General features: G+C 75.0%; 25 protein-coding genes. 17 read left to right on the top strand and 8 right to left on the bottom strand.

Annotation, left to right across the window (positions count from 1 at the left end):
* Window positions 1-2: 2 nt before the first annotated feature.
* The 5 genes from K329_RS0117180 to K329_RS0117160 all read right to left on the bottom strand — a co-directional run bounded on the left by K329_RS0117180 (window position 3) and on the right by K329_RS0117160 (window position 3810).
* The gene (locus tag K329_RS0117180; protein ID WP_052337047.1) at window positions 3-458 is read right to left on the bottom strand and encodes a VOC family protein; all 456 of its coding nucleotides are present in this window, start codon (window positions 456-458) and stop codon (window positions 3-5) included.
* Entirely contained in the window at window positions 458-1621 is a 1164-nt protein-coding gene (locus K329_RS0117175; RefSeq protein ID WP_028474017.1) for a YeiH family protein, read from the bottom strand. The genes K329_RS0117180 and K329_RS0117175 overlap by 1 nt, the downstream gene beginning before the upstream one ends.
* On the bottom strand, window positions 1618-1794 hold the full coding sequence (locus tag K329_RS31015; RefSeq protein ID WP_157571804.1) for a hypothetical protein: 177 nt from the start codon (window positions 1792-1794) through the stop codon (window positions 1618-1620). Before K329_RS31015 ends, K329_RS0117175 begins: the two co-directional genes overlap by 4 nt.
* A 230-nt stretch (window positions 1795-2024) precedes the next feature.
* Window positions 2025-3212 carry a GDSL-type esterase/lipase family protein gene (locus K329_RS0117165; RefSeq protein ID WP_028474016.1) on the bottom strand — a complete coding sequence of 396 codons (1188 nt, stop codon included), beginning with the start codon at window positions 3210-3212 and terminating at the stop codon, window positions 2025-2027.
* 1 nt (window position 3213) lies between these two features.
* A complete protein-coding gene (locus K329_RS0117160; RefSeq protein WP_028474015.1) occupies window positions 3214-3810 on the bottom strand; it encodes a TetR/AcrR family transcriptional regulator in 597 nt (198 codons plus the stop codon).
* 118 nt (window positions 3811-3928) lie between these two features.
* Between K329_RS0117160 and K329_RS0117155 the strand changes: the two genes are divergently transcribed.
* Window positions 3929-4261, top strand: coding sequence for a hypothetical protein (locus tag K329_RS0117155; RefSeq protein WP_028474014.1), 333 nt, complete (start codon window positions 3929-3931; stop codon window positions 4259-4261).
* Window positions 4262-4322: 61 nt separating this feature from the next.
* Window positions 4323-5099 (top strand): isocitrate lyase/PEP mutase family protein, encoded by a 777-nt coding sequence (locus tag K329_RS0117150; RefSeq protein ID WP_028474013.1) that lies wholly within the window; start codon window positions 4323-4325, stop codon window positions 5097-5099.
* 129 nt (window positions 5100-5228) lie between these two features.
* On the opposite strand, the gene K329_RS27565 is transcribed toward K329_RS0117150, so the two are convergent.
* Complete coding sequence (locus K329_RS27565; protein ID WP_052337046.1) at window positions 5229-5564, bottom strand: hypothetical protein; 336 nt, start codon at window positions 5562-5564, stop codon at window positions 5229-5231.
* A gap of 116 nt (window positions 5565-5680) precedes the next feature.
* Between K329_RS27565 and K329_RS0117140 the strand changes: the two genes are divergently transcribed.
* The gene (locus K329_RS0117140; protein WP_028474012.1) at window positions 5681-6490 is read left to right on the top strand and encodes an alpha/beta fold hydrolase; all 810 of its coding nucleotides are present in this window, start codon (window positions 5681-5683) and stop codon (window positions 6488-6490) included.
* Complete coding sequence (locus tag K329_RS27560; protein ID WP_052337045.1) at window positions 6487-7635, top strand: PP2C family protein-serine/threonine phosphatase; 1149 nt, start codon at window positions 6487-6489, stop codon at window positions 7633-7635. Before K329_RS0117140 ends, K329_RS27560 begins: the two co-directional genes overlap by 4 nt.
* Window positions 7636-7667: 32 nt before the next feature.
* Here K329_RS27560 and K329_RS27555 read toward each other — a convergent pair whose 3' ends face one another.
* A complete protein-coding gene (locus K329_RS27555; protein WP_084541407.1) occupies window positions 7668-8216 on the bottom strand; it encodes an ATP-binding protein in 549 nt (182 codons plus the stop codon).
* Between the two features lie 257 nt (window positions 8217-8473).
* Here K329_RS27555 and K329_RS27550 point away from each other — a divergent pair, with 257 nt between their 5' ends.
* The 9 genes from K329_RS27550 to K329_RS27535 all read left to right on the top strand — a co-directional run bounded on the left by K329_RS27550 (window position 8474) and on the right by K329_RS27535 (window position 20707).
* On the top strand, window positions 8474-9907 hold the full coding sequence (locus tag K329_RS27550; protein WP_052337043.1) for an FAD-binding oxidoreductase: 1434 nt from the start codon (window positions 8474-8476) through the stop codon (window positions 9905-9907).
* Window positions 9904-11292: a mannitol dehydrogenase family protein gene (locus K329_RS0117120; protein ID WP_028474011.1), complete on the top strand. Its 1389-nt coding sequence runs from the start codon at window positions 9904-9906 to the stop codon at window positions 11290-11292. The genes K329_RS27550 and K329_RS0117120 overlap by 4 nt, the downstream gene beginning before the upstream one ends.
* A 134-nt stretch (window positions 11293-11426) precedes the next feature.
* Window positions 11427-12371 (top strand): ABC transporter permease, encoded by a 945-nt coding sequence (locus K329_RS0117115; protein ID WP_043644105.1) that lies wholly within the window; start codon window positions 11427-11429, stop codon window positions 12369-12371.
* Window positions 12368-14431, top strand: a complete 2064-nt coding sequence (locus K329_RS27545) for a dipeptide/oligopeptide/nickel ABC transporter permease/ATP-binding protein (RefSeq protein ID WP_052337042.1) — start codon at window positions 12368-12370, stop codon at window positions 14429-14431. The genes K329_RS0117115 and K329_RS27545 overlap by 4 nt, the downstream gene beginning before the upstream one ends.
* Window positions 14418-15215, top strand: a complete 798-nt coding sequence (locus tag K329_RS0117105; protein ID WP_028474009.1) for an ATP-binding cassette domain-containing protein — start codon at window positions 14418-14420, stop codon at window positions 15213-15215. The genes K329_RS27545 and K329_RS0117105 overlap by 14 nt, the downstream gene beginning before the upstream one ends.
* 36 nt (window positions 15216-15251) lie before the next feature.
* Window positions 15252-16829, top strand: a complete 1578-nt coding sequence (locus tag K329_RS27540; RefSeq protein ID WP_052337041.1) for an ABC transporter substrate-binding protein — start codon at window positions 15252-15254, stop codon at window positions 16827-16829.
* A 65-nt stretch (window positions 16830-16894) separates the two neighbouring features.
* The gene (locus tag K329_RS0117095) at window positions 16895-17737 is read left to right on the top strand and encodes an alpha/beta fold hydrolase (protein ID WP_028474008.1); all 843 of its coding nucleotides are present in this window, start codon (window positions 16895-16897) and stop codon (window positions 17735-17737) included.
* The gene (locus K329_RS0117090) at window positions 17734-18738 is read left to right on the top strand and encodes an alpha/beta hydrolase (RefSeq protein WP_052337040.1); all 1005 of its coding nucleotides are present in this window, start codon (window positions 17734-17736) and stop codon (window positions 18736-18738) included. The genes K329_RS0117095 and K329_RS0117090 overlap by 4 nt, the downstream gene beginning before the upstream one ends.
* Window positions 18739-18790: 52 nt before the next feature.
* The gene (locus tag K329_RS27535; protein WP_052337039.1) at window positions 18791-20707 is read left to right on the top strand and encodes a helix-turn-helix domain-containing protein; all 1917 of its coding nucleotides are present in this window, start codon (window positions 18791-18793) and stop codon (window positions 20705-20707) included.
* A 121-nt stretch (window positions 20708-20828) separates the two neighbouring features.
* Here K329_RS27535 and K329_RS0117080 read toward each other — a convergent pair whose 3' ends face one another.
* Window positions 20829-21401, bottom strand: coding sequence for an Lrp/AsnC family transcriptional regulator (locus K329_RS0117080; RefSeq protein ID WP_211225898.1), 573 nt, complete (start codon window positions 21399-21401; stop codon window positions 20829-20831).
* A 137-nt stretch (window positions 21402-21538) separates the two neighbouring features.
* Here K329_RS0117080 and K329_RS27530 point away from each other — a divergent pair, with 137 nt between their 5' ends.
* Genes K329_RS27530 through lpdA form a run of 4 tightly spaced genes read left to right on the top strand, consistent with a single transcriptional unit; the run spans window position 21539 to window position 26561 of the window.
* Window positions 21539-22624, top strand: a complete 1086-nt coding sequence (locus K329_RS27530) for a thiamine pyrophosphate-dependent enzyme (RefSeq protein WP_043644102.1) — start codon at window positions 21539-21541, stop codon at window positions 22622-22624.
* A complete protein-coding gene (locus K329_RS0117070; RefSeq protein WP_084541405.1) occupies window positions 22621-23652 on the top strand; it encodes an alpha-ketoacid dehydrogenase subunit beta in 1032 nt (343 codons plus the stop codon). Before K329_RS27530 ends, K329_RS0117070 begins: the two co-directional genes overlap by 4 nt.
* 60 nt (window positions 23653-23712) lie before the next feature.
* Entirely contained in the window at window positions 23713-25110 is a 1398-nt protein-coding gene (locus K329_RS0117065; RefSeq protein ID WP_028474004.1) for a dihydrolipoamide acetyltransferase family protein, read from the top strand.
* Window positions 25111-25139: 29 nt separating this feature from the next.
* Window positions 25140-26561, top strand: coding sequence for a dihydrolipoyl dehydrogenase (gene lpdA, locus K329_RS0117060; protein WP_028474003.1), 1422 nt, complete (start codon window positions 25140-25142; stop codon window positions 26559-26561).
* The last annotated feature ends 181 nt before the right edge of the window (window positions 26562-26742 follow it).

Raw genomic sequence — 26742 nt, 5'->3', positions numbered from 1 at the left:
GCTCAGCGGCCGTCGGGCCGGGGGCGGTGCTGCACGTACTCGACCACGGTGCCGTCGGGGTGCCGGGCGTTGAACCCGGCACCGGTCGGGACCTCCCGTAGCGGTACGACGATCTCCGCGCCGGCGGCGACGAGCGCGTCGTGGTAGGGCTGCACCTCGTCGACCAGCAGCGTGCCCGTCGTCGCCCGGAAGGGGGCGAGGGCCTCGTCGGTGCCCTCGAGGAGCAGGAACGCCCCGACGGTCGCGAGCGCCAGGCCCACCTCCGGGTAGGGGAAGACGGCGTCGGCCCGCGTGCCCTGCAGCTGCTCGTAGAAGGTGATCCCCTCGCGGAGCGTGCCGGGGGCCAGGAACACCCGGATCAGCACCCGCGGCGGCTTCCCCTCGCTGCTCGGCCGCTCGCGCCAGAACGCGGCAGGCTCGTCCCCGGTCGGCTCGCCGGTGGGCTCGTCGGTGGTCATCAGAGGGTGAAGTTCCGGAAGAGCACCGACGCCAGCGCGAGGGCGAGGAGCACGTTGACCACGGTGGCCGCGGCGAAGAGGCCGACGGGCTTCCACCCGGCCTCCTTCACGTCGGAGACCTTGAACTCCAGGCCGATGCTGACGAACGCGAGGATGAGGAAGTAGTCGCGGAAGCCCTTCACCACCGTGTCGAACTGCTCCACGGTCGCAGCGTCGGCCTGCTCGACGAAGATCGTCGCGATCACGGAGGCCGCGACGAAGCCGAGCACGAACTTCGGGAAGCGGTGCCACAGCTCGATCGCCCGCGGCTTCTCCGCGCCGCGGTCGACCTTGAACGCGAACCACGCGGTGAGGCCGACGGCCACGAAACCGATGAGCGCGTTCTGGGTGAGCTTCACGACCGAGGCGACCTGGAGCGTGTCCTCGCCCGCGATGGCGCCGGCCGCGGTCACGGCCGCGGTGGTGTCGATGTTGCCGCCGAGCCAGGCGCCGGTGACGGCGTCCGAGAGGCCGAGGAGCCCGGCCAGCCAGGGCAGCAGGAAGATCGACGGCAGGGCGAACGCGATGACGAGGCTCGCGGTGTAGGCGAGCTGCTCCCGCCGCGCGCGTACGGCGCCCGCCGCCGCGATGGCGGCGCTCACCCCGCAGATCGAGACCGCCGAGGCGAGCAGGGCGCGCAACCGGTCGTCGAGCCCGAGCCGCCCGCCCAGCCACCACGCGAACGCGAAGACGCCGGTGATGAGCAGGAGTCCCTGCAGGATCGCCGGCCCAGCCGCCCGCACCAGGACCGACAGCACCACGGTCGCGCCCAGCACGACGAGGCCGGTCTTGATGAAGAACTCGGTCCGGAAGCCACCGGCGAGCCGGTCGCGCACCCCCAGCGCGCTCAGCAGGGCGTTGCCGCCGAGGCCGAGGAGGATGGCGTAGACGGGGTACTCGATCGCCCCGGCGACGTCGGCGAACGCCGTGTCCTCGGCCCAGACCGGCACGTTCTCGGTGAGCAGCCGGGTGGCGACGCCGCCGGCGAGGACCGCGAGGAGCCCGAGCACGAACCCGGCCCCGGTGACGCGGGTGCCGTCCTCGACGACGGAGCGGTCCGGGGGTGTGGCCCCGCCGGTGGTCGTCGACCCGGGGGAGGCGCCGTCGTGCGTCGACGCGCTCACAGCGGCAGCCAGCCCTCGGTGATGACGCCGGCTGCCGCGAGCAGCACGATCGCGAGGCCGACCCCGGTGGCCGCCCAGTCCTCGTTGAGGGCGAAGCGTCGTACGCCGTCGGTCTCACCGGTCGGGGGAGGGGTGGTGGCCGCGGGTGCGGGCCGGGTGTCGTCGTCAGCCATGGGTGCTCCTCGAGAGACGGAGCGTCAAACTGTAGTGAGTCACGCGAGTTACACATCCGGGGTCTCATGGGGTGGTCGCCGCTCGAGCCCGGGTAACGCGGTGTCCGGGTGACTGCACACGCGGCAGAACGCGCACCCGGACGCCACAGCACCGCAGAAGTCCCTCGGGGCGGAGGGCGGGGCTCGGGTCGGTCGTCCGCGGTAGGTGGCACCCGTGACCCGGGTACGACCTACCGCGAAAGGTCCCCGGCCCGGCCGCCGAACGCCCCGCCCGCGCCGAACGCCCGCTCCGCGAACCGCTCGCCGATGCGGCGGTGGGTGGCGGCGTCGGGGTGGATCCCGTCGGGCAGGGGGAGCTCGGCGTGGTCGGCCTCGCCGTACAGCTCGAGGCCGTCGAGCAGGTGGAGGTGCGGGTCGCTCGCGGCGCGCTCGGCCACGATGCGCGCGAGCTCGGTGCGGACCACGCCCAGGGTGAGGCGTCCGGCGGCGACCTCGGCCGGGTCGCCGGTGGCGACGAACCGCACGCGCCCCTCCCGCATGGCCTCGGCGTCGGGCGCGAGCGGGCCGGGGGTGTCCTCGTGGGTCGGGCACCAGATCGGGGAGACGACGAGCAGCGGGGCGGTCGGGTGGCCGTCGCGGACCGTGTCGAGGAAGCCGTGGACGGCGGGGGAGAAGGCGCGCAGCCGCATCAGGTCGGCGTTCACGACGTTGATGCCGATCTTCACGCTCAGCAGGTCGGCCGGGGTGTCCCGCATCGCGCGCGCCGTGAACGGGTCGAGCATCGCGCCGCCGCCGAACCCGAGGTTGACGAGGTCGACCCCGCCCCGCGCGGCGGCGAGCGCCGGCCAGGTCGTGCTCGGGCTCGCGGCGTCGGACCCGTGGCTGATCGAGCTGCCGTGGTGCAGCCAGACGGGGCGGTCCCCGCGCCGTACCGGCTCGACGGGCGCGTCGGTGCGCAGTGCCGCCAGCACCGTCGTCTCGGTGTGGGGCAGCCAGATCTCGACGGTCTTGAGGTCGTCGGCCAGTCCGTCGAAGCGCAGGGTGCCGGGATCGCCGGCCGTGTGCTCGAAGCCGCCCGTGCGCATGTCGATCGTGAGCAGGTCGCCCCCGGTGACGCTGCCCCGGCCGGCGGGCACGCCGTCGACGACGAGGTCGTAGAGGCCGTCCGGGCGGGGCGGCACCCCGACGTACGCCCGCTTGGTGGGGATCGTGTCGAGCTCGACGACCGTCGCGCGGGTGCGGAGGGCGACACGGACGCCCGACGGCTGCGACTCGGCCATCGCGAGCTGCGGGTCGGTGTTCTGGGCGCGGGCCCGTGCGGGTAGCCGGTGGGGCAGGAGGCCGCGCGGGGTCGCCTCCAGCTCGAGGGCGCCGGCGACGAGGTCGGCGGTGATCGGGGTCGTGGTGAGGGTGGTCATCTCAGATGCTCTCGGTGTCGTCGGTGGGGGTGGTGGCGGTCCAGGTGCGCAGCAGCACGTCGAGCGAGTCGACGATGCGCGTCCAGGTGGCGCCGGAGTCGGGCGCGCTGTGGCTGAACGCGCCCGTGAGCTCGAGGCTGACGAAGCCGTGGAAGACGCTGCCGAGCAGGCGAACGGCGTGGGTCTCGTCGGGCTCGTCGAGCCCGTAGGCGTGCAGCACCGCCCGGCTCATCCGGGCGTGCCGCGGACCGTCGCTGGCCATCGCCGTGGCGTGGTCGAGCGGGTGGCGGGCGGCGGCGTAGCGGCCCGGGTGGTCGCGGGCGTAGTCGCGGAAGACGTCGCCCAGGGCGCGCAGGGCGTCCTTGCCGGAGCGCCCCGCGAGGGCGTCGGCGGCGCGGTCGGCGAGCTCGGTGAGGGCGAGCAGGGCGATGCGCGTGCGCAGGTCGTCGGCGCCCGCCACGTGGGAGTAGAGGCTCGCGACCTGGACGTCGAGCCGGCGCGCGAGCGCGGACGGCGTCACGTGGGCGAAGCCGACCTCGTCGGCCAGCTGGGCTCCGGCCTCGGTGACCGACGTCGGGGTGAGTCCCTTGCGAACCATAGAGACATAGTCGTTTTCCTAAAGGATTTAGGCAAGCCGACGGGTGGGCGGCCAGTCGTCCCCGGTCCGACGCCCGTCGTTCACCCGCCGGCCGCGGGGCGTGGCTAGGTTCCGCGACGTGATCTCGGTGCTGACGCGACTCGGAGTGCTCGGCGCGGTCGCCGCAGCCGTGTACGGCGTGGGGGTCGCGCAGGCCGACAGCCCCGCGGAGCCTCCGGCCTGCGTCGACGCCTGGGCCGTCGGCCAGACCCTCCCCGGCGACTACGCCGGCTGCCTGGACGTCGACGGCACCCTGACCGGCGCCCCCTACCGCGAGTGCGCCGACGGTGCGCGCTTCGTCAGCTGGAACGGCCGCTACGCCGTCACCGGCGGCCCCGTCGTCGACGCGGGCGCCGCGACGACGGCCGCGGACCCGGCGTACGGCGACGTGTTCGCCACCTGCCCCGGCTGACCACCCGGCTGACCACGCGGCTGACCACCCCGACTGCGGCCCCCCGGCTACGTTGACGAGCATGACCACCGCATCGCGCGCCACCGCGCTCCTCGACCTCCACCGTGCCGACGAGCTGCTCACCGTCGTCAACGTCTGGGACGTCATCACCGCCAAGGTCGTCGCCGACATCCCCGGCACGACCGCGCTCGCCACCGCGAGCCACTCCATCGCCGCCTCGCTCGGCTACGAGGACGGGGAGAACATCCCCCGCGACGAGATGCTCGCCGCCGTCGAGCGCATCGTGCGCGCCACCGACCTGCCGGTCAGCGCCGACCTCGAGGGCGGGTACGGCGACGCGGCCGACACGGTGCGCCGCGCGATCGAGATCGGCGTCGTCGGGGCCAACATCGAGGACCAGATGAAGCCGGTCGAGGAGGCCACGGCCCAGGTGGCGGCGATCATGCAGGCCGCCGCCGCGGCCGGCGTACCGGACTTCGTGCTCAACGCCCGCACCGACGCCTTCGTGAAGGCCGGCGACCGCGACCCCGCCGAGGTGCTCGACGACGCCGTACGGCGCGGGCTGGCCTACCTCGAGGCCGGCGCGCCCGTCGTGTTCGTGCCCGGCAAGCTCGACGAGGACCAGGTGCGCACGCTCGCCGACGCGTTCGGCCCGCGTCGCCTCACGCTCATCGGCATCCCGGGGATCCCGTCGCTCGCCCGGCTCACCGAGCTCGGTGTCGGCCGCGTCTCCTACGGCCCGCTCTCGCAGAACGTGGCCCTGACCGCGCTGGCCGAGCTGGTCGAGGACGTGCACGCCGGCGGCGGCGTGCCCTCGACGGTGCGCATTCTGAACTGACGGCCCGCGGCCCGACGGCCCGACGGGTCGGGACGTGCGAACGGGGCGGTCGGCGCTGGGTGCGCCGGCCGCCCCGTCGTCGTACGGGTGGTGCCGTCGAGCAGGTGGTGCGTGTGGGACCTCGCCGGTTCAGCGACCGAACGAGGAGCCCGGCTGGGCGAGCCCGTCGGCGATCGGCGTGCCCGGGTCGGTGTCGTCGTCGTGGCGGCGGACCTTGGCGGCGACGTCGGACGCGACCTCGCTCGCCTTGTGGGCGACCTCGCCGGCCTTCTCGGTGACCGCCTCGCCCACCTTCGGCGCGGTCTCACGGACCTTGGCCTGGGCCTCGGCGGCCTTCTCCTGGACGGTGGGGTTGTTCCAGGCGTTCTGGGCCTGGGTCTTGATCTGGTCGTAGCGTGCGCGACCGGCGCGTGCGCCGAGCACGTAGCCGATCCCGATCCCGACGAGCAACGTCAGCTTCCGCATGGTCGTGCCTCCTTCTGTGGCGTCTGGTCGGAGGCGGTACCCGACTGCCGGTGAGTCAGTCCGGCCGCCCCGTCGTTCCTCGGCGCCGGACCGGCGCAGGCCCCTAGGATGGGCGCGTGAGTGTCGCCGCCCGCCTGAACGCGCACGTCGACGGTGCGGTGGACGGACGGCCGATGGTGTTCGTCCACGGGTTCGGGTGCGGGCAGCAGATGTGGCGGTTCGTGGCCCCGGCGTTCGACGACCACCGGGTGGTGCTGCTCGACCTGGCGGGCTCGGGCGGTTCGGACGTCCGTGCGTACGACGCCGCGCGGTACGACCGGCTGGAGGCCTACGCCCAGGACGTCGTCGACCTCCTCGTCGAGCTGGACCTCGACGACGCGGTGCTCGTGGGCCACTCCGTGTCGGCGATGATCGGCGTGCTCGCCCACGCCCTGGCCCCCGAGCGGGTCTCGACGCTCGTGATGGTGGCCCCCTCCGCGCGGTACATCGACGAGGGCGACTACGTGGGCGGCTTCTCCGAGGCCGACATCGACGACCTGCTCGCGACGATGGATCGGAACCACCTGGGCTGGCAGGCGCCCCTGGCCGGGATGGTCGGGGCGACCGCCGCCGGCGGCGACACGGGTGTGGCCGCCGAGCTCGAGGAGAGCTTCTGCCGCACCCGGCCCGACATCGCCCGTCAGTTCGCGAGCCTCACCTTCCGCGGCGACAACCGCGCCGACCTCGCCCGGGTGGCGGCCCCGACCCTCGTGCTGCAGTCCGCCGTCGACGTCGTCGCGCCCCCGGAGGCCGGCCGGTTCGTGCACGAGAACGTGCGGGGCTCGCAGCTCGTCACCATCGACACGGTCGGGCACTCGCCGCACCTGACGGCGCCGGGCGCGACCGCCGACGCGATCCGCTCGTTCGTCGACGGCGGGAGGGCGTGAGCGCCCCGCACCGACCCGAGGGCGTCGAGTGGTCGCTCCTGCCCGGGGGTGCCCTGCTGCTCGACGACGCCCTGGTCGTGGTGGCCGCGAACCACGCGATGCTCGACCTGGCGGCCCGCCCCGAGCCGGACGTGGTGGGCCGGCCGATCGGCGACCTGCTCTCGGCGGGGGGCCGGATCATGACGCAGACCCACCTCCTGCCGATGCTCCGGCGGACGGGCCGGATCGACGAGGTCGCGCTCGACGTCGTCACGCCCGACGGCACGCGGGTGCCCGTCATGGTGAGCGCCACCCGCGACGGCGACGTGACGCCCGCGGTCGTGCGCGCGCTGGTCGTGGGGGTCAGCGAGCGCCGCCGCTACGAGAGCGACCTCCTGCGGGCGACCCGCGAGGCGGAGTCCGCGAGGGCCGCGGCGGACGCGCTGGCGGTCGCCCTCCAGGCCACCCTCATCCCGCCGGCGCCGCCGGTGGTGGAGCACCTCGACATCGCCGCGGGCTACCGCCCCGCGGGCGACGGCAACGAGGTCGGTGGCGACTTCTACGACGTCTTCCAGACCGGCGGGCGCTCGTGGGTGGTCGTGCTCGGCGACGTCAGCGGGAAGGGGGCGCTGGCCGCGGCGGTCACGGCCTCCGTGCGTCACCACGTGCGCGCCCTCGCGATGCAGCACGCCGATCCGAGCGAGGTGCTGCGCCACCTCGACCGCACGCTGGCGGACGACCCCACCGACCACTTCTGCACCCTCGCGCTCGGGCGGCTCGACCTCCTGGGTGACCGGTGGCGCCTCGACGTGTCCCTGGCGGGGCACCCGCCGCCGCTGCTGCGCAGGACCGACGGCAGCGTCGTCGAGGTCGGCGAGTACGGCACCCCGGTCGGGCTCCTGCCCCGCCCGGAGTTCGGCACGGTGTCGCTCGACCTGGTCGACGAGACCGTCACCTTCTACACCGACGGGGTCACCGAGGCGCAGGGGCCGAGCGGGATGCTGGGGGAGGACGGACTGGCCCGGCTGGTCGCCGGGGCGCCCCACGACGCCCGGGCCATCACGGCGGCGGTGGTCGAGGGTGCGCTGGCGCACCAGGTCGGGCTGGCCAGCGACGACATCGCCGTGCTGACGTTGTCGCCGCGGCTGGGCAGGCTGCCCGGCTGAGCCGGCTGCCCGGCTGTCCGAGGCCGATGGTCCTAGGCGACGTCGGTGCGGTCGGCCGGGGTGGGCGGCGCCCGGTCAGGCAGGCCCGGTCGCGGTGGTACGCGCAGCCGGGCCCACACCCGCGTGCCGTCGGCCTCCTCGACGCCCCAGGCCTCGCTGAGCGCCTCGACGATCGTCAGCCCCCGCCCGCGCACGGACTCCATCGGGTCGGTGGCCGCGGCCCGGTTCGCGACCGCCTCCGAGAGCGTGGTGCCGAGGTCGCGCACGGCGAGCTCCACGCTGTCGTCGGCGACGTGCCAGGTGACCTCGATCGTGCCGTCCTCGTCGTGGACGCCGTGCTCGATCCCGTTCACCACCAGCTCGTGGAGCACGAGCGTGGCGTCGTCGACGAGCTCGCTGTCGGCCCCCGCGAGGTGCAGCGCCTCGGAGATGAGCGTGCGCAGGGGCCGCGTCGAGGTGGTCGAGGCGGGCACCCGGGCGACGAAGGCGCCCTCGCGGTGACCTGGCCCGGGCTGGGAGGGGTCGTGCGGTGGCTCGCGGCTCTGCGGGGGGTGTGGCCGGTGACCCGTCACCTGGTCCATCGAAGAAGTGCTCCTCTCGGCGACGGCCCGGGAGGCGGCGGGCCGTCGTGCGGTTGGTACCCACTTGAACGCGGCCGAACGGAGAAGGTTCCGGTCGCGCCCGCCCCGGGCGGCCTCGTCGACCCCGGAGGGCGGGGAGCATCTCTCCGGCCTCCGCCGCCGATGGTGGAGGAATCGTCCGCAGTCGTCCCCCGGCCCGGGATGGTCCTCTGGGGCCCGGGCGTTCACCGTGACGCCCGTCACCCCTCGGAGGACCCATGCCCGACAGCGTCACCGGCCCGCCCGTGCTCGCGGAGATCCGCGCAGCGCTCACGCCCGACCAGGTGCTCGTCGACCCCGTCTCGACGGGTCCGCTGAGCCACGACCACGCCGAGTGGGCGCCGGTCGGTGCGCCGCTGGCGGTCGTGCGCGCCCGGTCGACGGCCGACGTGCAGGCGGTCGTCGCGGCCTGCCACCGGCACGGGGTGCCGGTCGTCGCGCGCGGTGCCGGCACCGGCCTGTCGGGCGGCGCCAACGCGGTCGACGGCGGCATCGTGCTCTCGCTGGCCGCGATGGACGCCGTGCTCGAGATCAACCCGCTCGAGCGGCTCGCCGTCGTGCAGCCCGGTGTCGTCAACGACCACCTCCGCGCCGCCGTCGCGCCGCAGGGCCTCTGGTACCCGCCCGACCCGGCGAGCTCGCCGTGGTCGACGATCGGCGGCAACGTGGCCACCAACGCCGGTGGCCTGTGCTGCGTGAAGTACGGCGTGACGCGCGACTACGTGCTCGCGCTCGAGGTCGTCACGGGCACCGGCGAGGTGGTGCGGCTGGGTCGCCGTACGGCGAAGGGCGTCGCCGGCTACGACCTCGCCGGCCTGCTCGTGGGCTCCGAGGGCACGCTCGGCATCGTCACCGAGGTCACCCTGCGGCTCCGTCCACTGCCGCCCCCGGCGATCACCGTCGCCGGCTACTTCTCCTCCGTGGTCGACGCCGGGTCCGCCGTACGCGCGGTGGCGGCTGCCGGGCTGACCCCCGCGGCGCTCGAGCTCGTGGACCGGCACTGCCTCGAGGCGGTCGACGCCTGGAAGCAGATGGGTCTCTCGGTCGAGGCCGACGCCGTGCTGCTGGCGCGCGTCGACGAGCCCGGCGCCGTCGGCGAGCAGATCGCCGACCGGGTGGTGGCCTGCTTCACCGAGTCCGGCGCCACGTGGGCCGACCGCTCGACCGACGAGCAGGAAGCGGAGGCGCTCTTCGAGGCCCGTCGGCTGGCCTACCCGGCGCTCGAGCGTCTCGGCCCGGTGCTCACCGAGGACGTCTGCGTGCCCAAGGAGCACGTGCCCGCGATGCTCGCCCGCATCGAGAAGGTCGCCGAGCGCCACGACGTGCGCATCGCCAACATCGCGCACGCCGGCGACGGCAACCTGCACCCGCTGATCATCACGCCGCCGGGCGACGACGCGGCCCGCGAGCGCGCCCAGGCGGCGTTCGAGGAGATCCTCGACGCGGCCCTCGAGCTCGGCGGCACCGTGACCGGCGAGCACGGGGTCGGCATCCTGAAGCGCGGCGGCCTCGAGCGCGAGCTCGACCCGGCCGTGCTGGCGATGCACCGCGCGGTCAAGCGCGCCCTCGACCCGGCCCTCATCCTCAACCCCGGCAAGGTCGTGGCGGCGCTCGACGTCGACCCCCGCACCGCCCCGGCGCACCAGGGGTGAGCGCGCTCGTCGCGCCGGCCTACCGTGCCCACCTGACGCCGGGGGTCGTCCACCTCGGCGTCGGAGGCTTCCACCGCAGCCACCAGGCGGTCTACCTCCACGAGCTGTTCGCCCGCGGGCGCGCCCTCGACTGGGGTGTCGTCGGGGTCGGCACCACGTCGTACGACGCGCGGCTCCACGCCGCGCTGGGGGCGCAGGACCACCTCTGGACCGTCGAGACGCGGACGGCGGCCGGCGCCGAGCACCTCGTCGTGGGGTCCCACCTCGAGCACCTCCTGCTCACCGACCCGGCGGGGGCGACCGCCGTGCTCGACCGCCTCGAGCGGCCGAGCACGCGCTGGGTGACGCTCACCGTGACCGAGGGCGGCTACCCGGTCGACGGGCCGCCGACGCCGACGCTCGCGGTGCTCGTGGAGGCCCTGCGGCGTCGCCGCGCGGCCGGTACGGCGCCCTTCGCCGTCGTGTCCTGCGACAACCTCCAGCACAACGGCCGCGTCGCGCGGGCCGCCGTGCTCGCCGCGGCCGGCCACGTCGACGCCGACCTCGGGCGGTGGATCGCGGACGAGGTCGGGTTCCCGTCGTCCATGGTCGACCGGATCACCCCGGCGACCTCGCCCGCCGACGTCGCCCGCATCCGGGCGGCCACGGGCCGCGACGACGCCTGCCCGGTGGTCGCGGAGCCCTTCCGGCAGTGGGTGCTCGAGGACGTCCCCGGCCCGGCGCGGCCCCCGCTCGAGGAGGTCGGCGTGCAGGTCGTGGCCGACGTCGCGCCGTACGAGCTGCTGAAGCTCCGCGTGCTCAACGGCGGCCACCAGGCGCTCGCCTGGCCGGGGCTGCTGCTCGGCCACCACGCCGTGCACGAGGCGGCGACCGACCCCGACGTCCGCGCGTTCCTGCGTGGCTTCCTCCACGCCGAGGTGCTGCCGACGCTCGACCCGGTCCCGGGCACCGACCCCGCGGCGTACGCCGAGACGGTGCTCGCGCGCTTCGCGCAGCCCGAGCTGCCCGACACGCTCGTGCGTCTCGCCGCGCACTCGGCCGACCGCGTGCCGGGCTTCGTGCTGGCCGCGGCCGCGGAGTCGGTCTCCGTCGGGAGGCCCGTGCCCGTCACCGCCGCGCTCGTGGCGCTGTGGTGGACGACGCTGCGGCGGGCGGGCGCGACCGGTGCGCCGGCGCTCCAGGCGCCCCCGGACGTCGACCTCCCGGGCGGCGAGGGCGAGGCCCTCGACGCGTTCCTGGGCGACCCGCGGGTGCTCGGCGACCTCGCCGGCGACCCCCGCTTCGGCGACGAGGTGCGGGCCGCGGAGGCGCTCGTCCGCTCCGTCGGGCCGCGGGGCCTCGTCCGTTCCCTCGTCGCCGATGCGGAGTGGACGAGTTCTCCCTGAGCCGCTCCGGGCGATGGAGAGAAGGTCCGTTCCGACGCCCTCGCGCCCATGGTCCGATGAGCCCGTTGTGACGACCGTCACCCGCACCGCCTGATCCGCCCCCGCCCCGCCCGATCCCACCAGAGGAGGAGACCGTGCACCTGCTCGTGCTCCGTCGCATCGCCTGGTCGCTGCCGTCGCTCGGCATCGTCTCCGCGTTGACGTTCGTGCTCGCGTCCCTCACCCCGGGCGACGCCGCCCGGGTCGTGCTGGGCACCAACACCGACCCCGCCGCCTACGACCGGGTGCGGGACCAGCTCGGTCTCGACCAGCCGCTGTGGTCGCAGTACGGCGACTGGCTCGTCGGTGCCTTCCAGGGCGACCTCGGCCAGTCGCTGTTCACCGGGGAGCCGGTGCTCGACATCATCGGCGCCCGGCTCGGGGTGACGCTCACGCTCATCCTCAGCGCCACCGTGCTCGCCGCCCTCGTCGGCGTCACGCTCGGGCTCGTCGGCGCGGTGCGCGGCGGGATCGCCGGCCGCGTCACCGACGGCCTCGCGATGCTGGGCATGGCGGTGCCGACCTTCTGGCTCGGGCTGCTCCTCATCCTGCTCTTCGCGACCCGCCTCGGCTGGTTCCCGGCGACCGGGTTCGTGCCGTTCGCGGTCGACCCGGCCGGCTGGGTGCGCTCCTTCACGCTGCCGGTGCTGGCGCTCTCGGTCGGCGGCATCGCCACCATCGCCAAGCAGACCCGCGGCGCGGTGCTCGACGCCATGGCCACCGAGCACGTCCGGGCCCTGCGCGCCAACGGCGTGCCCGACCGGCGGATCGTGCTCACCCACTGCCTCAAGAACGCCGCCGTGCCCGTGACCACGGTCGTCGGCCTCGTCATGATCGGCCTCCTCGGCGGCACGATCCTCGTCGAGCAGGTCTTCGCCCTGCCCGGCCTCGGCCAGCTCGCGGTCTCCGCGACGCTCAGCCACGACCTGCCCGTGCTCGTCGGCGTCGTGACCGTCTACACGCTCGTCGTGCTCGGCTCCAACCTGCTCACCGACCTGGGCTACGCCTGGCTGAGCCCCCGCGTGGAGGTCTCCCGATGACCGAGCAGCTCGCCTCGATCGCCCCCCTGGCGCCGTCCGCCGCAGCCGCCGCGCCCCGTCGCCGTCGCCTCTGGGCCCGCGTCCTGCGCCGCCCCGCCGGCGCCCTCGCCCTGCTCTGGATCGCCCTCGTGGTCGGCGGTGCGGTGCTCGCCGACGTCGTCGCGCCGTACGGACCGCTCGACCAGGACCTCTCCTCCAGCTTCGCCGGCCCCGGCGGCGCCCACCTGCTCGGCGCCGACCAGCTCGGCCGCGACGTGCTCAGCCGCATCCTCCACGGCGGGCAGGTCAGCCTCCTCGCCGTGGCGCAGGCGGTCACCGTGTTCGTCGTCGTCGGCACCCTCACCGGCCTGGTCGCGGGCTACCGCGGCGGCCGCACCGACCGGGTGCTGATGTGGCTGTGCGACGTCGCGCTGGCGATCCCGCTCGTGGTCACGCTGCTGGTGGTGCTCGCGGTGTTCAGCCGCAACGAGACGGCCGCGATGCTCACCTTCGGGTTCCTCGCCTCCGCCGGCCTCGGCCGCGTGGTGCGGGCGGCGGCGATGACGGTGCGCTCCGACGACTACGTGCTCGCCGCCGAGGTGGCCGGCCTGCGTGCCCACCAGGTCGTGGCGCGCCACGTGCTGCCCCGGGTGCTGCCGCCCGTGCTGGTGCAGGCGTCGCTCCTGGCCTGCTCCGCGCTGCTCGTCGAGTCCGGCATCAACTACCTCGGCCTCGGCGTGCAGCCCCCGACCCCGAGCTGGGGCGGTCTCGTCACCGACGCCTCGGCCGCGATCGCCAGCCACCCGTGGCTGCTCGTGCCCAGCGGCGGCGTCATCGTGCTCACCGCGCTGGCCTTCGGCGTGCTCGGCGACGTGGTCCGCGACGTCAGCGCCGACCGGAGCGACACCGCCCCCACCTCGTGGCGCCAGCTGCGCACCCGCGTGCGTCGTACGACGCCGGCCGACGCGAAGGCCCACGCCACGGCCGACGTCGCCGGCAAGGAGACCGACGCCGCCGACGCGAAGATCGACGCCGTCCTCGAGCTCCGGGGCCTCCGGGTGCTGCACGAGGGCACCGCGCTCGTCGACGACGTCGACCTGCGGGTCGCGCCGGGCGAGGTCGTCGGCCTGGTCGGCGAGTCCGGCTGCGGCAAGACCCTCACCCTCTCCGCGCTGCTGCGGCTCCTGCCGCCCGGCCTCGTGCTCGAGGCGGAGCGGCTCGAGATCGACGGCGCCGACGCCCTCGACCTCACCGAGCGCCGGATGGCCGCGCTGCGCGGCTCCGCCGTCGCCTTCGTGCCGCAGGAGCCGGTGGCCGGTCTCGACCCCTCGTTCACCGTCCGGGCCCAGCTGCGCGAGGTCGTGCGGCTGCGCGACGGCGGCAACCGGGCCGCGACCGACGTCCGGGTGCGGGAGCTGCTCGAGCAGGTCCAGCTGCCCGACGCCGACCGCGTGCTCGCGTCGTACCCCCACGAGCTCTCCGGGGGCATGGCCCAGCGCGTCGCCATCGCCCGGGCGCTCGCCGGCCGGCCGCGCGTGCTGCTCGCCGACGAGCCCACCACCGCGCTCGACGTCACGGTGCAGGCCGAGATCCTCGCCCTGCTGCGCGACCTGCGCGAGCGCACCGGCCTGGCGATCGTGATCGTCACCCACGACTGGGGCGTGGTCGCCGAGCTGTGCGACCGGGCCGTCGTCATGTACGCCGGGCGCGTGGTCGAGGAGGGCACGGTGCTCGACCTCTTCGACCACCCGGCCCACCCCTACACGCGGGCTCTCATGGCCGCGAACCCGACCGGCGCCGCCTTCCGGGAGCGCCTGCGCTCGATCCCCGGCCAGGTGCCGTCGCCGCGCGAGCGCTCCTCGGCCTGCGCGTTCGCCGACCGCTGCGAGCGCCGCGAGAGCGACTGCACGTCGACCCCGGTCGCGCTCGTGCTGACCGCGGGCCCGACCACGGGCTCGACGGGGGCGGTGGGCGACCGCCGCGTGCGCTGCCTCCACCCCGTCACCGGTGCCTCGCCCACGAAGCCCGCCACCGGGCCGTCCACCGACCAGAAGGGCGAGTACGCCGATGCCGCTCGTTGAGATCGACGACCTCTCGGTCACGTACGGCGCCCGCCGCGCGGGCCGCCGCTCCACCGGCAAGGCGGCGCTGGCCGACGTGTCCCTCGACCTCCACCGCGGGGAGACCCTCGGTCTCGTGGGGGAGTCCGGCTCGGGCAAGACCACGCTCGGTCGCGCCGTGCTCGGCCTCGTGCCCGTCAGCGCGGGCGCCATCCGATTCGACGGCGAGGACATCACGCGGGCCGACCGCCGGACGCGTCGCCGCCTCAGCCAGCGGATCCAGGTGGTGTTCCAGAACCCCTACCTCTCCCTCAACCCGCAGCGCACGGTGCTGCAGTCGGTGATGGAGACCCTGGCGAGCAGCCCCGAGGTCGACCGCGCCGAGGCCCGCGCCCGCAGCCTCGAGATGCTCGAGCGCGTCGGCATCCCGCCGGCCTCCGCCGACCGCTACCCGGGCGCCTTCTCCGGCGGGCAGCGCCAGCGCATCGCGATCGCCCGCGCCCTCGTGCCCCGCCCCGACGTCGTCGTCTGCGACGAGGCCGTCAGCGCGCTCGACCTCTCGATCCAGGCGCAGGTGCTCAACCTGCTCGTCGACCTGCAGGACGAGCTCGGGCTCACCTACCTCTTCATCACCCACGACCTGGCGGTCGTCCGCCACCTCTGCCACCGCGTCGCCGTCCTGCGGCGCGGCGAGCTCGTCGAGACCGGCGACACCGCCGCCGTCTGCGCCGCCCCGGCGCACCCCTACACCCGCACCCTGCTCGCCTCGGCGCCCGTCGCCGACCCGCGGCTCGCCCGCGCCTGACCTCCCCTCACCACCGCACACCCCCGAGGAGCCCCCATGTCCACCACCCCCCGACGCACCCGCCGTACCTGGCGCGTCGCCTGCTCGACCGTCGCCCTCGCGCTGGGCGCGTCGCTGCTCGCCGCCTGCGGCAGCGGCGGCGGTGCCGGCGGCGCCGCGACCGAGTCCGACACGCTGACGGTCGCCCTGGCGCTGAAGCCCCAGAGCCTCGACCCGGGCAAGAACGGCAACGGCGGGCAGAACATCGTGCACTGGCTCTCCTACGAGCCGCTCATCCGCCACAACAGCGACGGCACGTTCAGCCCGGGCCTCGCGACCGAGTGGGGCTACGTCGGCGAGGGCAACCAGGCCTTCGAGATGACCATCCGCACCGAGGCGAAGTTCGCCGACGGCACGCCCGTCACCGCGCAGTCGGTCGCCGACACGATCAACCACTACGTGGCCAACCCGGGCCCGCTCAGCCACTTCCTCACCGGCGTCGACGGCGCCGAGGTCAAGGACGAGCAGACCGTCGCGGTCAACCTGTCCGCGCCCAACCCGATCCTGCCCATCGTCTTCAGCCAGTCGTCGAACTGGGGCAACGTGATCAGCCCGGCGGGTCTCGCGAACCCCGAGAAGCTGACGTCGGAGACCTTCGGTGCCGGCGCCTACGTGATGGACACCGCCGAGACCGTCGACGGCGACCACTACACGTTCGTGCCGAACGAGAACTACTGGAACCCCGAGGCGATCCACTGGGAGCGGGTCGTCGTGCGGGTGCTGCCCGACACCAACGCCGCCCTCCAGGCGCTGCAGAGCGGCCAGATCCAGGTCGACATGAACACCACCGCCGAGGTCGTCGACCAGGCCCGCCAGATCTCCGACGCCGAGGTCGTGGAGGGGTCGGGCGCCGTGCAGGCCATGTTCCTCATGGACCGCGCCGGCGAGGTCGCCGAGCCCCTCGGTGACGTCCGGGTGCGCCAGGCGCTCAACCACGCCGTCGACCGCGAGTCCATCGCGACCGCCCTCGGTGGCGACTACACCCCGACCGCGCAGATCGCGCCGGTCGGCACGGACGGCCACGACGACAGCCTCGACGACACCTACGCCTACGACCCGGAGCTCGCCCGCGAGATGCTCGCGGAGGCCGGCTACGCCGACGGCTTCGAGATCGACGCGCTCTCCATCAGCCTCTTCCAGACCGACACGCTGGCCCAGGCGGTCGCCTCCCAGCTCGCCGAGGTGGGCGTGACCCTCAACGTCAAGAGCGACGGCGCGGACCTCAACCAGCTGATCTCCGACATGGCCAGCCGCGAGTACTCCGCGGTGTTCTTCAACGCCGGCACGGGCATGTTCACGAACGCGCTGCAGAACTTCGCCTCGCCGGCCTCCCCGCTCAACCCGTTCGCCAGCCAGGGCGACGAGGTCATCGGCGCCTTCGACGCGCTGGCGCTCGCCCCGGAGGCCGAGGCCGAGGCCGCCGCCGTCGACCTCAACCGCGCCGTGGTCGAGCAGGCCTGGTTCGTGCCGCTCATCCAGAGCTCGTCGTACGCGTTCACCCGGGGCATCGACAACGTGGGCACGGTCGGGAACGCCGGCGCGCTCGACGTGCTGTCCTGGACGCCCGCGTCCTGAATCACCGTTCCACCCGTTCCACCCGTTTGACCCGTCCCACCCGCCGCCCCCGCAGGAGGAAGACCGTGAGCACCACCATCCGCACGTCCGACGGAGTGCGTCTGCACCACACCGACTCCGGACCGGCGTCCGCGCCCGGTGGTGCCACGGTCGTCCTCGTGGCGGGCTACATGGCGTCCGCCGCCACCTGGGCGCTGCAGGTCGACGCCCTCGTCGCGGCCGGCCACCGCGTCGTGGCCCTCGACCGGCGCAACCACGGGCGCTCCGACTTCCCCGACCACGGGCAGCGGATGGGGCGCCACGGGCAGGACCTCCACGAGGCGCTCGTGCAGCTCGACCTCACGGACGCCGTGCTCGTCGGCGGCTCGCAGGGCGCCAGCACGATCTGGGCGTGCCTCGACCTCCACGGCACGGACCGCGTGCGGGCCGTCGTCAGCGTCGACCAGACCCCGCGCATGCTCAACGGCGACGGCTGGGAGCTGGGGTTCTACGGGTACGACCGGAGCAACGCCGCGACGTACTTCGCCGAGGCCATCCCGCAGACCGGCCGCGGGGCGGGCCCGGAGCGCACCCTCGCGACGCTCCAGGTGCTCGCCGAGCGCATCGGCGGCGACCCCGCCGCGGCGATCGCCACCCTGATGCCGGGCCTCCACCCGACCACGCTGCCGCTGCTCCAGGACCACGCGCTGCAGGACTGGCGCGACGTCGTGGCGCGGACGACGGTTCCGGTGCTGGTGGTGGCCGGGGCCGACAGCCAGTACTGGCCGGCCGAGCACGCGGCCGCCACGGCGGCGCTCGCGCCGCAGGGCCGCTCGGTGGTGCTCGAGGACTGCGGGCACGCCGCCAACTTCGACCAGCCCGACGCGTTCGACGCCGCGCTGCTCGAGTTCGTCGCGGGCCTCGCGTGACCGCCCGGCAGCAGCGGGCGGTCGCCGTACCGACGCTCGACCCGGAGGTGCTCGCCGGCCTGACCACGGCGTTCACCGCTCTCGCCGCCGCGCTGCCGCCGCCCTCGGGCCCGGTCGACGTGGCGTCGCTGCGGGCGGGCACCCCGGCCTCGTTCGGCTACTACGGCAGCCTGGTCCCGGCCCGCGACGACGTCACCGTGACCGAGTACGACGTGCTCCGCGACGACGGCAGCGTGCTCTCGCTGCGCTGGTACGCCCCGCACGACGCCGCGCCGACACGGACGCCGGGCCGCACGGCCGCCGCGCTCTACGTGCACGGCGGCGGGCAGGTCGCGGCCGACCTCGACGACTACGACCCGCTCGTACGGCGCTACGCCGGCGAGAGCGGCGTGCCGCTGCTGGCGGTGGAGTACCGGCTCGCCCCGGAGCACCCCGCCCCGGCCGCGCGCGAGGACTGCCTCGCCGCGCTCGCCTTCCTGCACGAGCGCGCCGACGAGCTCGGTGTCGACCCGGACGCGGTCGGCGTCATGGGCGACTCGGGTGGCGGCGCGATCGCCGCGGCGACCGTGCTCACCTGGCGCGACCAGGGCCGCCGTCCGCTCGTCGGCCAGGTGCTCGTCTACCCGATGCTCGACGACCGCACCCGCGGGGCCGACCCGGTGCTCGCGCCCGTCGCCACCTGGACCCACGTCGCCAACGGGGTCGCGTGGGACGCGGTGCTGGGCGGCCGGGAGGCCGGTGAGGACGGGTACGTCGTCCCGGCCCGGGCGGCCGACCTGGGTGGCCTGCCCCCGACGTACCTCGACGTCGGCGACCTCGACCTCTTCCGCGCCGAGGTGCTCGTCTTCGCCGGGCGCCTCGCGGCGGCCGGCGTGCCCCTCGAGCTGCACGTCGTGCCCGGCGCCGTCCACGCGTTCGAGGTCGTGGCGCCCGAGGCGGCCGTCTCGCGGCAGGTGCTCGCGACGCGGTACGCCGCCCTGCGCCGCCTCGCCCGCGGCTGACCCGGGCCCGGACGTCGAGACAGCGCGCGCGGGGGAGGGCACGATGGGGCCCATGACCTCCTGGCTCGGGCTACTCGCGGACGACGGTTCGGCCGAGGCGCTGCGCGCCCACCGCACCGCGCTGCTGGCCGCCGCGGGAGAGCCGGACCGCGCGCGCATCGAGGCCGAGGCCGAGGAGGCCGAGGTCATCCGGCGCCTGCTCGACGAGCGCACGCAGGCCGCCCGCGAGCTCGTCGTGCTCAACGACCTCGCCCGTCGGCTCGCCCACCTGCGCGACACCGCGGAGGTGCTGCAGGAGGTGGCCGCCCAGGCCCGGCGGCTGCTCGGCGTCGACGTCGCCTACATCATGCTGCGCTTCGAGGAGACCGACCTGCGCATCGAGGTCGCCGACGGCTCGATGGGCAGCGCCCTGCGCGGCGTCGTGCTGCGCGACGGCGAGGGCATCGGCGGCATGGTGCTGCGCGGCGGCAGCCCGATGTGGACCGAGGCCTACCTCGACGACGACCGCCTGCGCCGTGTCAGCTCCGTCGACGCGGTGGCGGTGACCGAGCAGCTCGGCGGCATCCTCGGTGTCCCGCTGCGGGTGGGTGAGGACACGATCGGCGTCCTGCTGGCCGCCGACCGCCGGCCCCGCCGCTTCTCCGAGCACGAGGTCGAGCTGCTCGCCGGCCTCGCCTCCCACGCCGCCATCGCGCTGCGCAACGCGGCCCTCTTCGAGCAGGTGCAGGCCGCCGTCGAGGAGCAGCGGGTCGTCAACGCCGCGCTCCGCCGCACGAGCGACGAGCGCCAGCGCGCCACCGACCTGCGGGCCGAGCTCACCGACGTCGTCATCCGCGGCGGCGGGCTCGCCGAGGTGGCCGCCTCCATCGGCCGGGCCGTCGACGCGACCGTCCGGGTGCTGGTCGCCGACGGGCGCGTCGCGGACGGCGACGGCGAACGGGCCGGCCCGGACGCCGAGGTCGAGGCCGTCGTCGGCACGACACCCGACGCGGACTGGTTCGCCGCCGACGCCCCGCCCGGGGCGGCTGAGGGCCGCACCCGCCGCGTCGAGCGCGACGGCCGCCACCTGGCGCTCACCCCGGTCACGCTGCGCGACGGGTACGCCGGCTGCGTCGTGGCCGCGGGTCCGGCACCGGTGGACGAGCAGCAGGTGCGGCTGCTCGAGATCGGCGCGACCTCCGTCGCCCTCGTCGTGTCGTCGGAGCGCACGGTCGCGGAGGCCGAGCTGCGCACCCGCGGCGAGCTCGTCAACGCGCTGCTGGCCCCGGACGTCGACGACGCCAGCCTCCGGCGACGGGCCCGCGCGGCGGGCATCGCGCTCGACGCCGTGACCGCGGTGGTCGTCCTCGACGCGGGCGCCCGGGACCACGGCCCCGCCGTACGCCTCGGCACCCGCCTCGCCGCCGCCCTCGGCGGGTGGTCGGCCGAGCACGCCGGGCACGCGGTCGTGCTGGTGCCGCGCGTCGGCCCGGAGGTCGCGCGGGAGCGGCTGCTCGGGCTCACCGACGGCCCCCTGCCCGCCGCCGTCGGGGTCGCGCCCTGCGCCGGGGGAGGCCCCGCGATCCGCGCCGCCCACGAGGAGGCCCGCCGGACGGCGACGCTCCTGCTCGCGCTGGGCCGGGAGTCGGCGGTCGCGCAGCCGGCCGAGCTCGGGGTCTACCGCTCGCTCTTCAGCCGCGCGGGCCGCGGGGAGATCGGCGCCTTCGTCGACGCCACCGTCGGCCCCGTCGTGCGCCACGACGCCGAGCGCCAGCGTGACCTCACCGTCACGCTCGAGACCTACCTGCGCCTCGCCCAGCACCACGCCCGCACCTGCGCCGAGCTGCACGTGCACGCCAACACGCTCTACCAGCGGCTCGACCGCCTCGCCGAGGTGCTCGGCCCCGACTGGCGCGACCCCGAGCGCGTGCTCGAGATCCAGCTGGCGCTGAAGCTGCGGCGGTTGATGGCGGACGTGCCGCTCGCCTGAGCCCGTCCCGCCCCCCGGTGGCGGGTAGTCCGTGACGTTCTGCGGCCGTCCTGCGGCGTGTCGGACGGCAGATCGTCACGGACTACCTCGCGCCCCGGACCGGCACCCCCCTCAGCCCCCCTCAGCCCCCGTCGCCCGAGGACGGCGCGGGCGTGGAGCGGCCCCAGCCCCGGGTGCGGGTGACCTTGTCGAGCAGCGGCTGCGTCCGGTAGCGGACCGGGGTGCCGACGGCGAGGGTGGTGGTCGTGTGGCGTACCGCGGGCAGCTCGATGATCGCCGTCACCACGGCCTGGAGGGCCGGGTGGTCGGGGGCCGCGACGCGCACCAGGAGGTCCTCGCGACCCGCCTGGGTGACGACCTCGAGCACCTCGGGGATGTCGCGGAGCGCGGCCGTGACCTCGGGCATCCGCTTCTGGTCGAGCTCGACGGCGACGAACGCCTGCACGTGCAGGCCCGCGGCGCGCAGGTCGACGTCGGTGCCGTAGCCGCGGAGCACGCCCTCCTCCTCGAGCCGCCGCAGCCGCGCCTGCACGGTGTTGCGGGCGACGCCCAGGGCGACGGCCAGCTCGGCCATCCCGGTGCGCGCGTTCACGCTCAGCCGGCCGAGGATCTCGGCGTCGAGCCGGTCGAGGTCGACCACGGGCTCACCTCTCGTCGTGACCGCCGTCACGTCGACGGGGTCGGGGCTGCGCATCCTGGTCAGTCCACGGACGCCTCTCACCACCGTACTGCCCCACCTGCTCAGTTGCTCGCGTTGTTGTTGACCGTCCTGATCACCCCACCCACAGTTGAGCCACCCGGAAGTGCACGAACCACCCCGTCGGAGGCGTCATGAACCACCCGCTCCTGTCCCTCCTCGGGCCCGACGGGCAGCTGGACGCGGCCACCGCCGCGCCCACGCCCGCCGACGGGCTCGCGCTCTACCGCGACATGGTGATGGCCCGCCGCATCGACACCGAGGCGATCGCGCTGCAGCGCCAGGGCGAGCTCGGCCTGTGGCCCTCGATGCTCGGCCAGGAGGCCGCCCAGGTCGGCGCCGGCCACGCGCTGCGTCCCCGCGACGTCGTCTTCCCGACCTACCGCGAGCACGGCATGGCCTGGTGCCGCGGGGTCGACCCGGTCAACCTCCTCGGCCTCTTCCGGGGCACGACGATGGGCGGCTGGAACCCCCGCGACAACAACTTCAACCTCTACACGCTCGTCATCGGCGCCCAGACGCTGCACGCGGTCGGCTACGCGATGGGCATCGTGCGGGACGGCGACGTCGGCACCGGCGACCCCGAGCGCGACCGGGCCGTGCTGGTGTTCCTCGGCGACGGGGCGCTGAGCGAGGGCGAGAGCAACGAGGCGTTCGTCTGGGCCGCCGCGCAGAACCTGCCCGTCGTGTTCTTCGTGCAGAACAACCAGTGGGCGATCTCGGCGCCGTACAGCGTGCAGAGCCGCGTGCCGGTGGCCCAGCGCGCCCAGGGCTTCGGCTTCGAGGGCGTGCGGGTCGACGGCAACGACGTGGTCGCTGTCCGCCAGGTCACCGAGCAGGCGCTGGCGTCGGCGCGCGAGGGCAACGGACCCACGCTCATCGAGGCGTTCACCTACCGCCGCAACCCCCACACCACCTCCGACGACGACGGGCGCTACCGGCCCGTGACGGAGAACGAGGAGTGGGAGGCCCGCGACCCGCTGGCCCGGATGCGCACCTACCTCGCGGGGGCCGGCGTGCTCGACGAGGCCGCCGAGGCCGCGCTGGCCGCCGACGAGCAGGCCCTGGCCGAGCGGCTGCGCTCGGGCTGCCGCGCGCTGCCCGTGCCGACCGCGTCGTCCCCGTTCGAGAACACCTTGGCCGACATGCCCGACGAGCTGGCCCGGCAGATGCACGAGCACCTCGAGTTCGTGGCCGCCGGAGAGGAGCAGGACCGATGAGCACCCCCGCCGTCCCCACCCCGCCCGCGCAGGCCGACGAGCCGGTCGCCGGCCCCGTGCGCCTGCCGATCGCCCACGCCCTCAACCGCGGTCTGCGCGACGCGCTCGCGGGCGACGACAGGGTGATGCTGATCGGCGAGGACATCGGCCGCCTCGGCGGCGTCTTCCGCGTCACCGACGGCCTGCAGAAGGACTTCGGCGACCTCCGCGTCGTCGACTCGCCCCTCGGCGAGGCCGGCATCGTCGGCAGCGCGATCGGCCTGGCGATGGCCGGCTACCGCCCCGTCTGCGAGATCCAGTTCGACGGGTTCGTCTTCCCGGCCATGAACCAGATCATCACGCAGCTCGCGAAGTACCGGCACCGCTCCGAGGGCGCCGTCTCGCTGCCCGTCGTGATCCGCATCCCGGTCGGCGGCGGCATCGGCGCCATCGAGCACCACTCCGAGTCGCCCGAGGCCTACTTCGCCCACACGGCCGGCCTGCGCGTGGTCAGCCCGTCGAACGCCCACGAGGCCTACCACCTGCTGCGCGAGTCCATCGCGAGCGACGACCCGGTCATCTTCCTCGAGCCCAAGCGCTCCTACTGGCTCAAGGGCGACGTCGACACCACCGTCGCCGCGCCCGCGTTCGACCGCGCGCAGGTCGTGCACCCGGGCGACGACGTCACGATCGTCGCGTACGGCGCGCTGGTGCCGGCCGCGCTCAAGGCGGCGCAGCAGTACGCCGAGGAGGGCGTCGGCGTCGAGGTGATCGACCTGCGCTCGCTCTCCCCGATCGACGACGCGACGATCCTCGAGTCCGTGCGGCGCACCGGCCGCCTGGTCGTCGCCCACGAGGCGTCGCGCACCGCCGGGCTCGGCGCCGAGGTCGCCGCGCGCGTGCAGGACGAGGCGTTCTACTCCCTCGAGGCCCCGGTGCTCCGGGTGACGGGCTACGACACGCCGTACCCCGCCAGCCGCCTCGAGGAGGACTGGCTGCCGGGCGTCGACCGCATCGTCGACGCCGTCGACCGCAGCCTCGAGCACTGACCCGCCCCCTCGCCCCGATCGCCTGAGCGCCCGCACGCCCGAGCACCGGAAGGTCTCCCGTTGTCCCCTGTCTCCGCACCCGCCCCCGCCGGTGTCTCCCGTTTCCACCTCCCCGACGTTGGTGAGGGCCTCACCGAGGCCGAGATCGTCGCCTGGCACGTGGCCGTCGGCGACGTCGTCGAGGTGAACCAGCCGCTCGTCGACATCGAGACCGCGAAGTCGGTCGTCGAGCTGCCGAGCCCGTACGCCGGCACCGTCGTCGAGCTGCACGCCGCCGTCGGCGAGACCGTCGACGTCGGCGTCGCGATCATCAGCATCGCCACCGAGGCGGCCCCGGCCGCGACCGCTGCCGAGGCCCCGGCGGCGCCCGCCGCACCGGAGCCCGCCGCGGAGGAGACCGAGCCGGAGCCGAAGCTGCTCGTCGGGTACGGCGCCCGCGAGGACACCGGCGGACGCCGCCGCCGTCGCCGCGGGGGAGCAGCCGCCGGTACGACGGACGCCGCCGAGCGGCCCGTGCTCGCGAAGCCGCCGGTGCGCAAGCTGGCGAAGGTGCTCGGCGTCGACCTGGCGTCGCTGACGCCGAGCGGTCCGGGCGGGACGACGACCCGCGCCGACGTGCTCGACGCGTCCGAGGGCCGCGCGCCGGCGGCGCCGACCCCGGCGCACCCGGCCCCCACGGCGGCCCCCGCCGTACGGGACGAGCCGACCGCCACGGCGCCCGCCGCACCGGCCGAGGAGCAGGCGCCGGAGGGCGACCTGCGCATCCCGATCAAGGGCGTCCGCAAGCACACCGCGGCCGCGATGGTGCGCTCGGCGTTCACCGCGCCGCACGTCACCGAGTTCGTCACCCTCGACATGACGCGCACGATGGAGCTGCGCGACGCCGTGGTGAAGCGCCGCGAGTTCCGCGACGTGAAGGTCAGCCCGCTGGCGTTCGTGGCCCGGGCGTTCCTGCTCGCGATGGCCCGCACCCCCGAGGCCAACTCGCGGTGGGACGAGGAGGCGCAGGAGATCGTGCAGCTGCGCGAGGTCAACCTCGGCATCGCGGCCGCCACCCCGCGCGGCCTCATCGTGCCGAACATCAAGAGCGCCCAGCGGCTCCCGCTGCGCGAGCTCAGCACCGCGATCAACGACCTGGCCGCCACGGCGCGGGCCGGGAGGACGTCGCCCGCCGACCAGGCCGGCGGCACCGTCACCATCACCAATGTGGGCGTCTTCGGTGTCGACACCGGCACCCCGATCCTCAACCCGGGGGAGGTGGCGATCCTGGCGTTCGGTGCCGTGCGGCGCACGCCCTGGGTCGTCACCGACGCGGACGGCACCGAGCGCATCGAGCCGCGCTGGGTCACCCAGCTCGCGCTCTCGTTCGACCACCGGGTGCTCGACGGCCAGCAGGGCTCCGAGCTGCTCGCCGACACCGCCGCGATCCTCACCGACCCCGGTCTGGCGCTCCTGTGAGCGCCGCTGAGACCCACCAGGAGACCGCTGTGCCCGAGACCCCGTCCGACGACCGGTTCGACGTCGTGGTCGTGGGCGCGGGGCCGGGCGGGTACGTCGCGGCCATCCGCGCCGCCCAGCTCGGCCGGCGCGTCGCCGTCGTGGAGGAGCGCTACTGGGGTGGCGTCTGCCTCAACGTCGGCTGCATCCCCAGCAAGGCGCTGCTCCACAACGCCGGCCTGGTCAGCACGCTGAGCCACGACGCGGCCGCGCTCGGCATCGGGGTCGACGGTGGCGCGCTCACGTTCGACTACGGCGCGGCGTTCGACCGCAGCCGCACCGTGGCGGACGGCCGGGTCAAGGGCGTCCACTACCTGATGAAGAAGAACGGCATCACCGAGATCGCCGGCCGCGCCCGCTTCACCGGGAGCCACGAGCTCGCGGTCACGGGCGCCGACGGCGCCGAGCGCGCCGTACGTTTCGAGCACGCGATCATCGCCACCGGCTCCCGCGTCGCGATGCTGCCCGGCGTCACCACCAGCGCACGCGTGGTCACCTACGAGGAGCAGATCCTCGCCCGCGACCTGCCCGGCTCGATGCTCGTCGTCGGCGCCGGCGCGATCGGGATGGAGATGGCCTACGTGCTGCAGGCGTACGGCGTCGCGGTCACCGTCGTCGAGTACGCCGACCGCCTGCTCCCCGCCGAGGACGCCGACGTCTCCAAGGAGATCGCCCGGGCGTACGCCAAGCTCGGCGTCACCACCGTCACGGGCGCGGCGGTCGAGACCGTCGTCGACCGGGGCGACGACGTCGAGGTGATCTACCGCCGCGGCGACACCGTCGAGACGGTCGTGGTCGACCGCGTGCTGATGTCGACCGGCTTCACGCCGAACACCGAGGGCCTGGGGCTCGAGGCCGCCGGCGTCGAGGTGGACGCCCGCGGGGCGATCGTCGTCGACGACCGCATGCGCACCAGTGCCCCGCACGTGCACGCCATCGGCGACGTGACGATGAAGCTGGCGCTCGCCCACGTGGCCGAGGCGCAGGGCGTCGTGGCCGCCGAGACCATCGCGGGCGCGACCACCATGGAGCTCGGCGACTACCGGATGATGCCGCGCGCCACCTTCTGCCACCCCCAGGTCGCGTCGTTCGGGCTCACCGAGGCCCAGGCCCGCGAGGAGGGCCACGACGTGCTCGTCGCGAAGTTCCCCTTCTCGGCCAACGGCAAGGCCCACGGGCTCGGCGAGCCGGTCGGGTTCGTCAAGGTGGTCGCGGCCCAGCCGCACGGCGAGCTGCTCGGCGCCCACCTCGTCGGCCCGGACGTCTCCGAGCTGCTGCCCGAGCTGACCCTGGCCCAGAAGTGGGACCTCGGCTCCTTCGAGCTCAGCCGCAACGTGCACACGCACCCGACGCTGTCGGAGGCGCTGCAGGAGGCGTTCCACGGGCTGCAGGGCCACATGATCAACCTGTGAGGCGGGTCGTCCGTCCGGTGGGAGTCGGGGTGCGGACCGGGGCCGTCGGATTCCGCGGGCGTGGGTCCGCACCCGCCCGGTGGGGAGTCGGGGTGCGGACTGGGGCCATCGGATTCTGCGGGCGTGGGTCCGCACCCGCCCGGTCAGAATCGGGGTGCGGACCGGGGCCATCGGATTCCGC

Origin of the sequence: Nocardioides alkalitolerans DSM 16699 (assembly GCF_000426525.1) — a bacterium.
Classification (GTDB): domain Bacteria; phylum Actinomycetota; class Actinomycetes; order Propionibacteriales; family Nocardioidaceae; genus Nocardioides; species Nocardioides alkalitolerans.
Note: the sequence above shows the minus strand (reverse complement) of the source record. Positions and strands in the feature narration are given on the sequence as shown.

Excerpts from the sequence above, each read along its gene's own strand:
- K329_RS0117180 (WP_052337047.1), bottom strand. The coding sequence starts at position 458 with ATGACCACCGACGAGCCCACCGGCGAGCCGACCGGGGACGAGCCTGCC.
- K329_RS31015 (WP_157571804.1), bottom strand. The coding sequence starts at position 1,794 with ATGGCTGACGACGACACCCGGCCCGCACCCGCGGCCACCACCCCTCCC.
- K329_RS0117165 (WP_028474016.1), bottom strand. The coding sequence starts at position 3,212 with ATGACCACCCTCACCACGACCCCGATCACCGCCGACCTCGTCGCCGGC.
- K329_RS0117160 (WP_028474015.1), bottom strand. The coding sequence starts at position 3,810 with ATGGTTCGCAAGGGACTCACCCCGACGTCGGTCACCGAGGCCGGAGCC.
- K329_RS0117150 (WP_028474013.1), top strand. The coding sequence starts at position 4,323 with ATGACCACCGCATCGCGCGCCACCGCGCTCCTCGACCTCCACCGTGCC.
- K329_RS27565 (WP_052337046.1), bottom strand. The coding sequence starts at position 5,564 with ATGCGGAAGCTGACGTTGCTCGTCGGGATCGGGATCGGCTACGTGCTC.
- K329_RS27555 (WP_084541407.1), bottom strand. The coding sequence starts at position 8,216 with ATGGACCAGGTGACGGGTCACCGGCCACACCCCCCGCAGAGCCGCGAG.
- K329_RS27550 (WP_052337043.1), top strand. The coding sequence starts at position 8,474 with ATGCCCGACAGCGTCACCGGCCCGCCCGTGCTCGCGGAGATCCGCGCA.
- K329_RS27545 (WP_052337042.1), top strand. The coding sequence starts at position 12,368 with ATGACCGAGCAGCTCGCCTCGATCGCCCCCCTGGCGCCGTCCGCCGCA.
- K329_RS0117105 (WP_028474009.1), top strand. The coding sequence starts at position 14,418 with ATGCCGCTCGTTGAGATCGACGACCTCTCGGTCACGTACGGCGCCCGC.
- K329_RS27540 (WP_052337041.1), top strand. The coding sequence starts at position 15,252 with ATGTCCACCACCCCCCGACGCACCCGCCGTACCTGGCGCGTCGCCTGC.
- K329_RS27535 (WP_052337039.1), top strand. The coding sequence starts at position 18,791 with ATGACCTCCTGGCTCGGGCTACTCGCGGACGACGGTTCGGCCGAGGCG.
- K329_RS0117080 (WP_211225898.1), bottom strand. The coding sequence starts at position 21,401 with ATGCGCAGCCCCGACCCCGTCGACGTGACGGCGGTCACGACGAGAGGT.
- K329_RS27530 (WP_043644102.1), top strand. The coding sequence starts at position 21,539 with ATGAACCACCCGCTCCTGTCCCTCCTCGGGCCCGACGGGCAGCTGGAC.
- K329_RS0117070 (WP_084541405.1), top strand. The coding sequence starts at position 22,621 with ATGAGCACCCCCGCCGTCCCCACCCCGCCCGCGCAGGCCGACGAGCCG.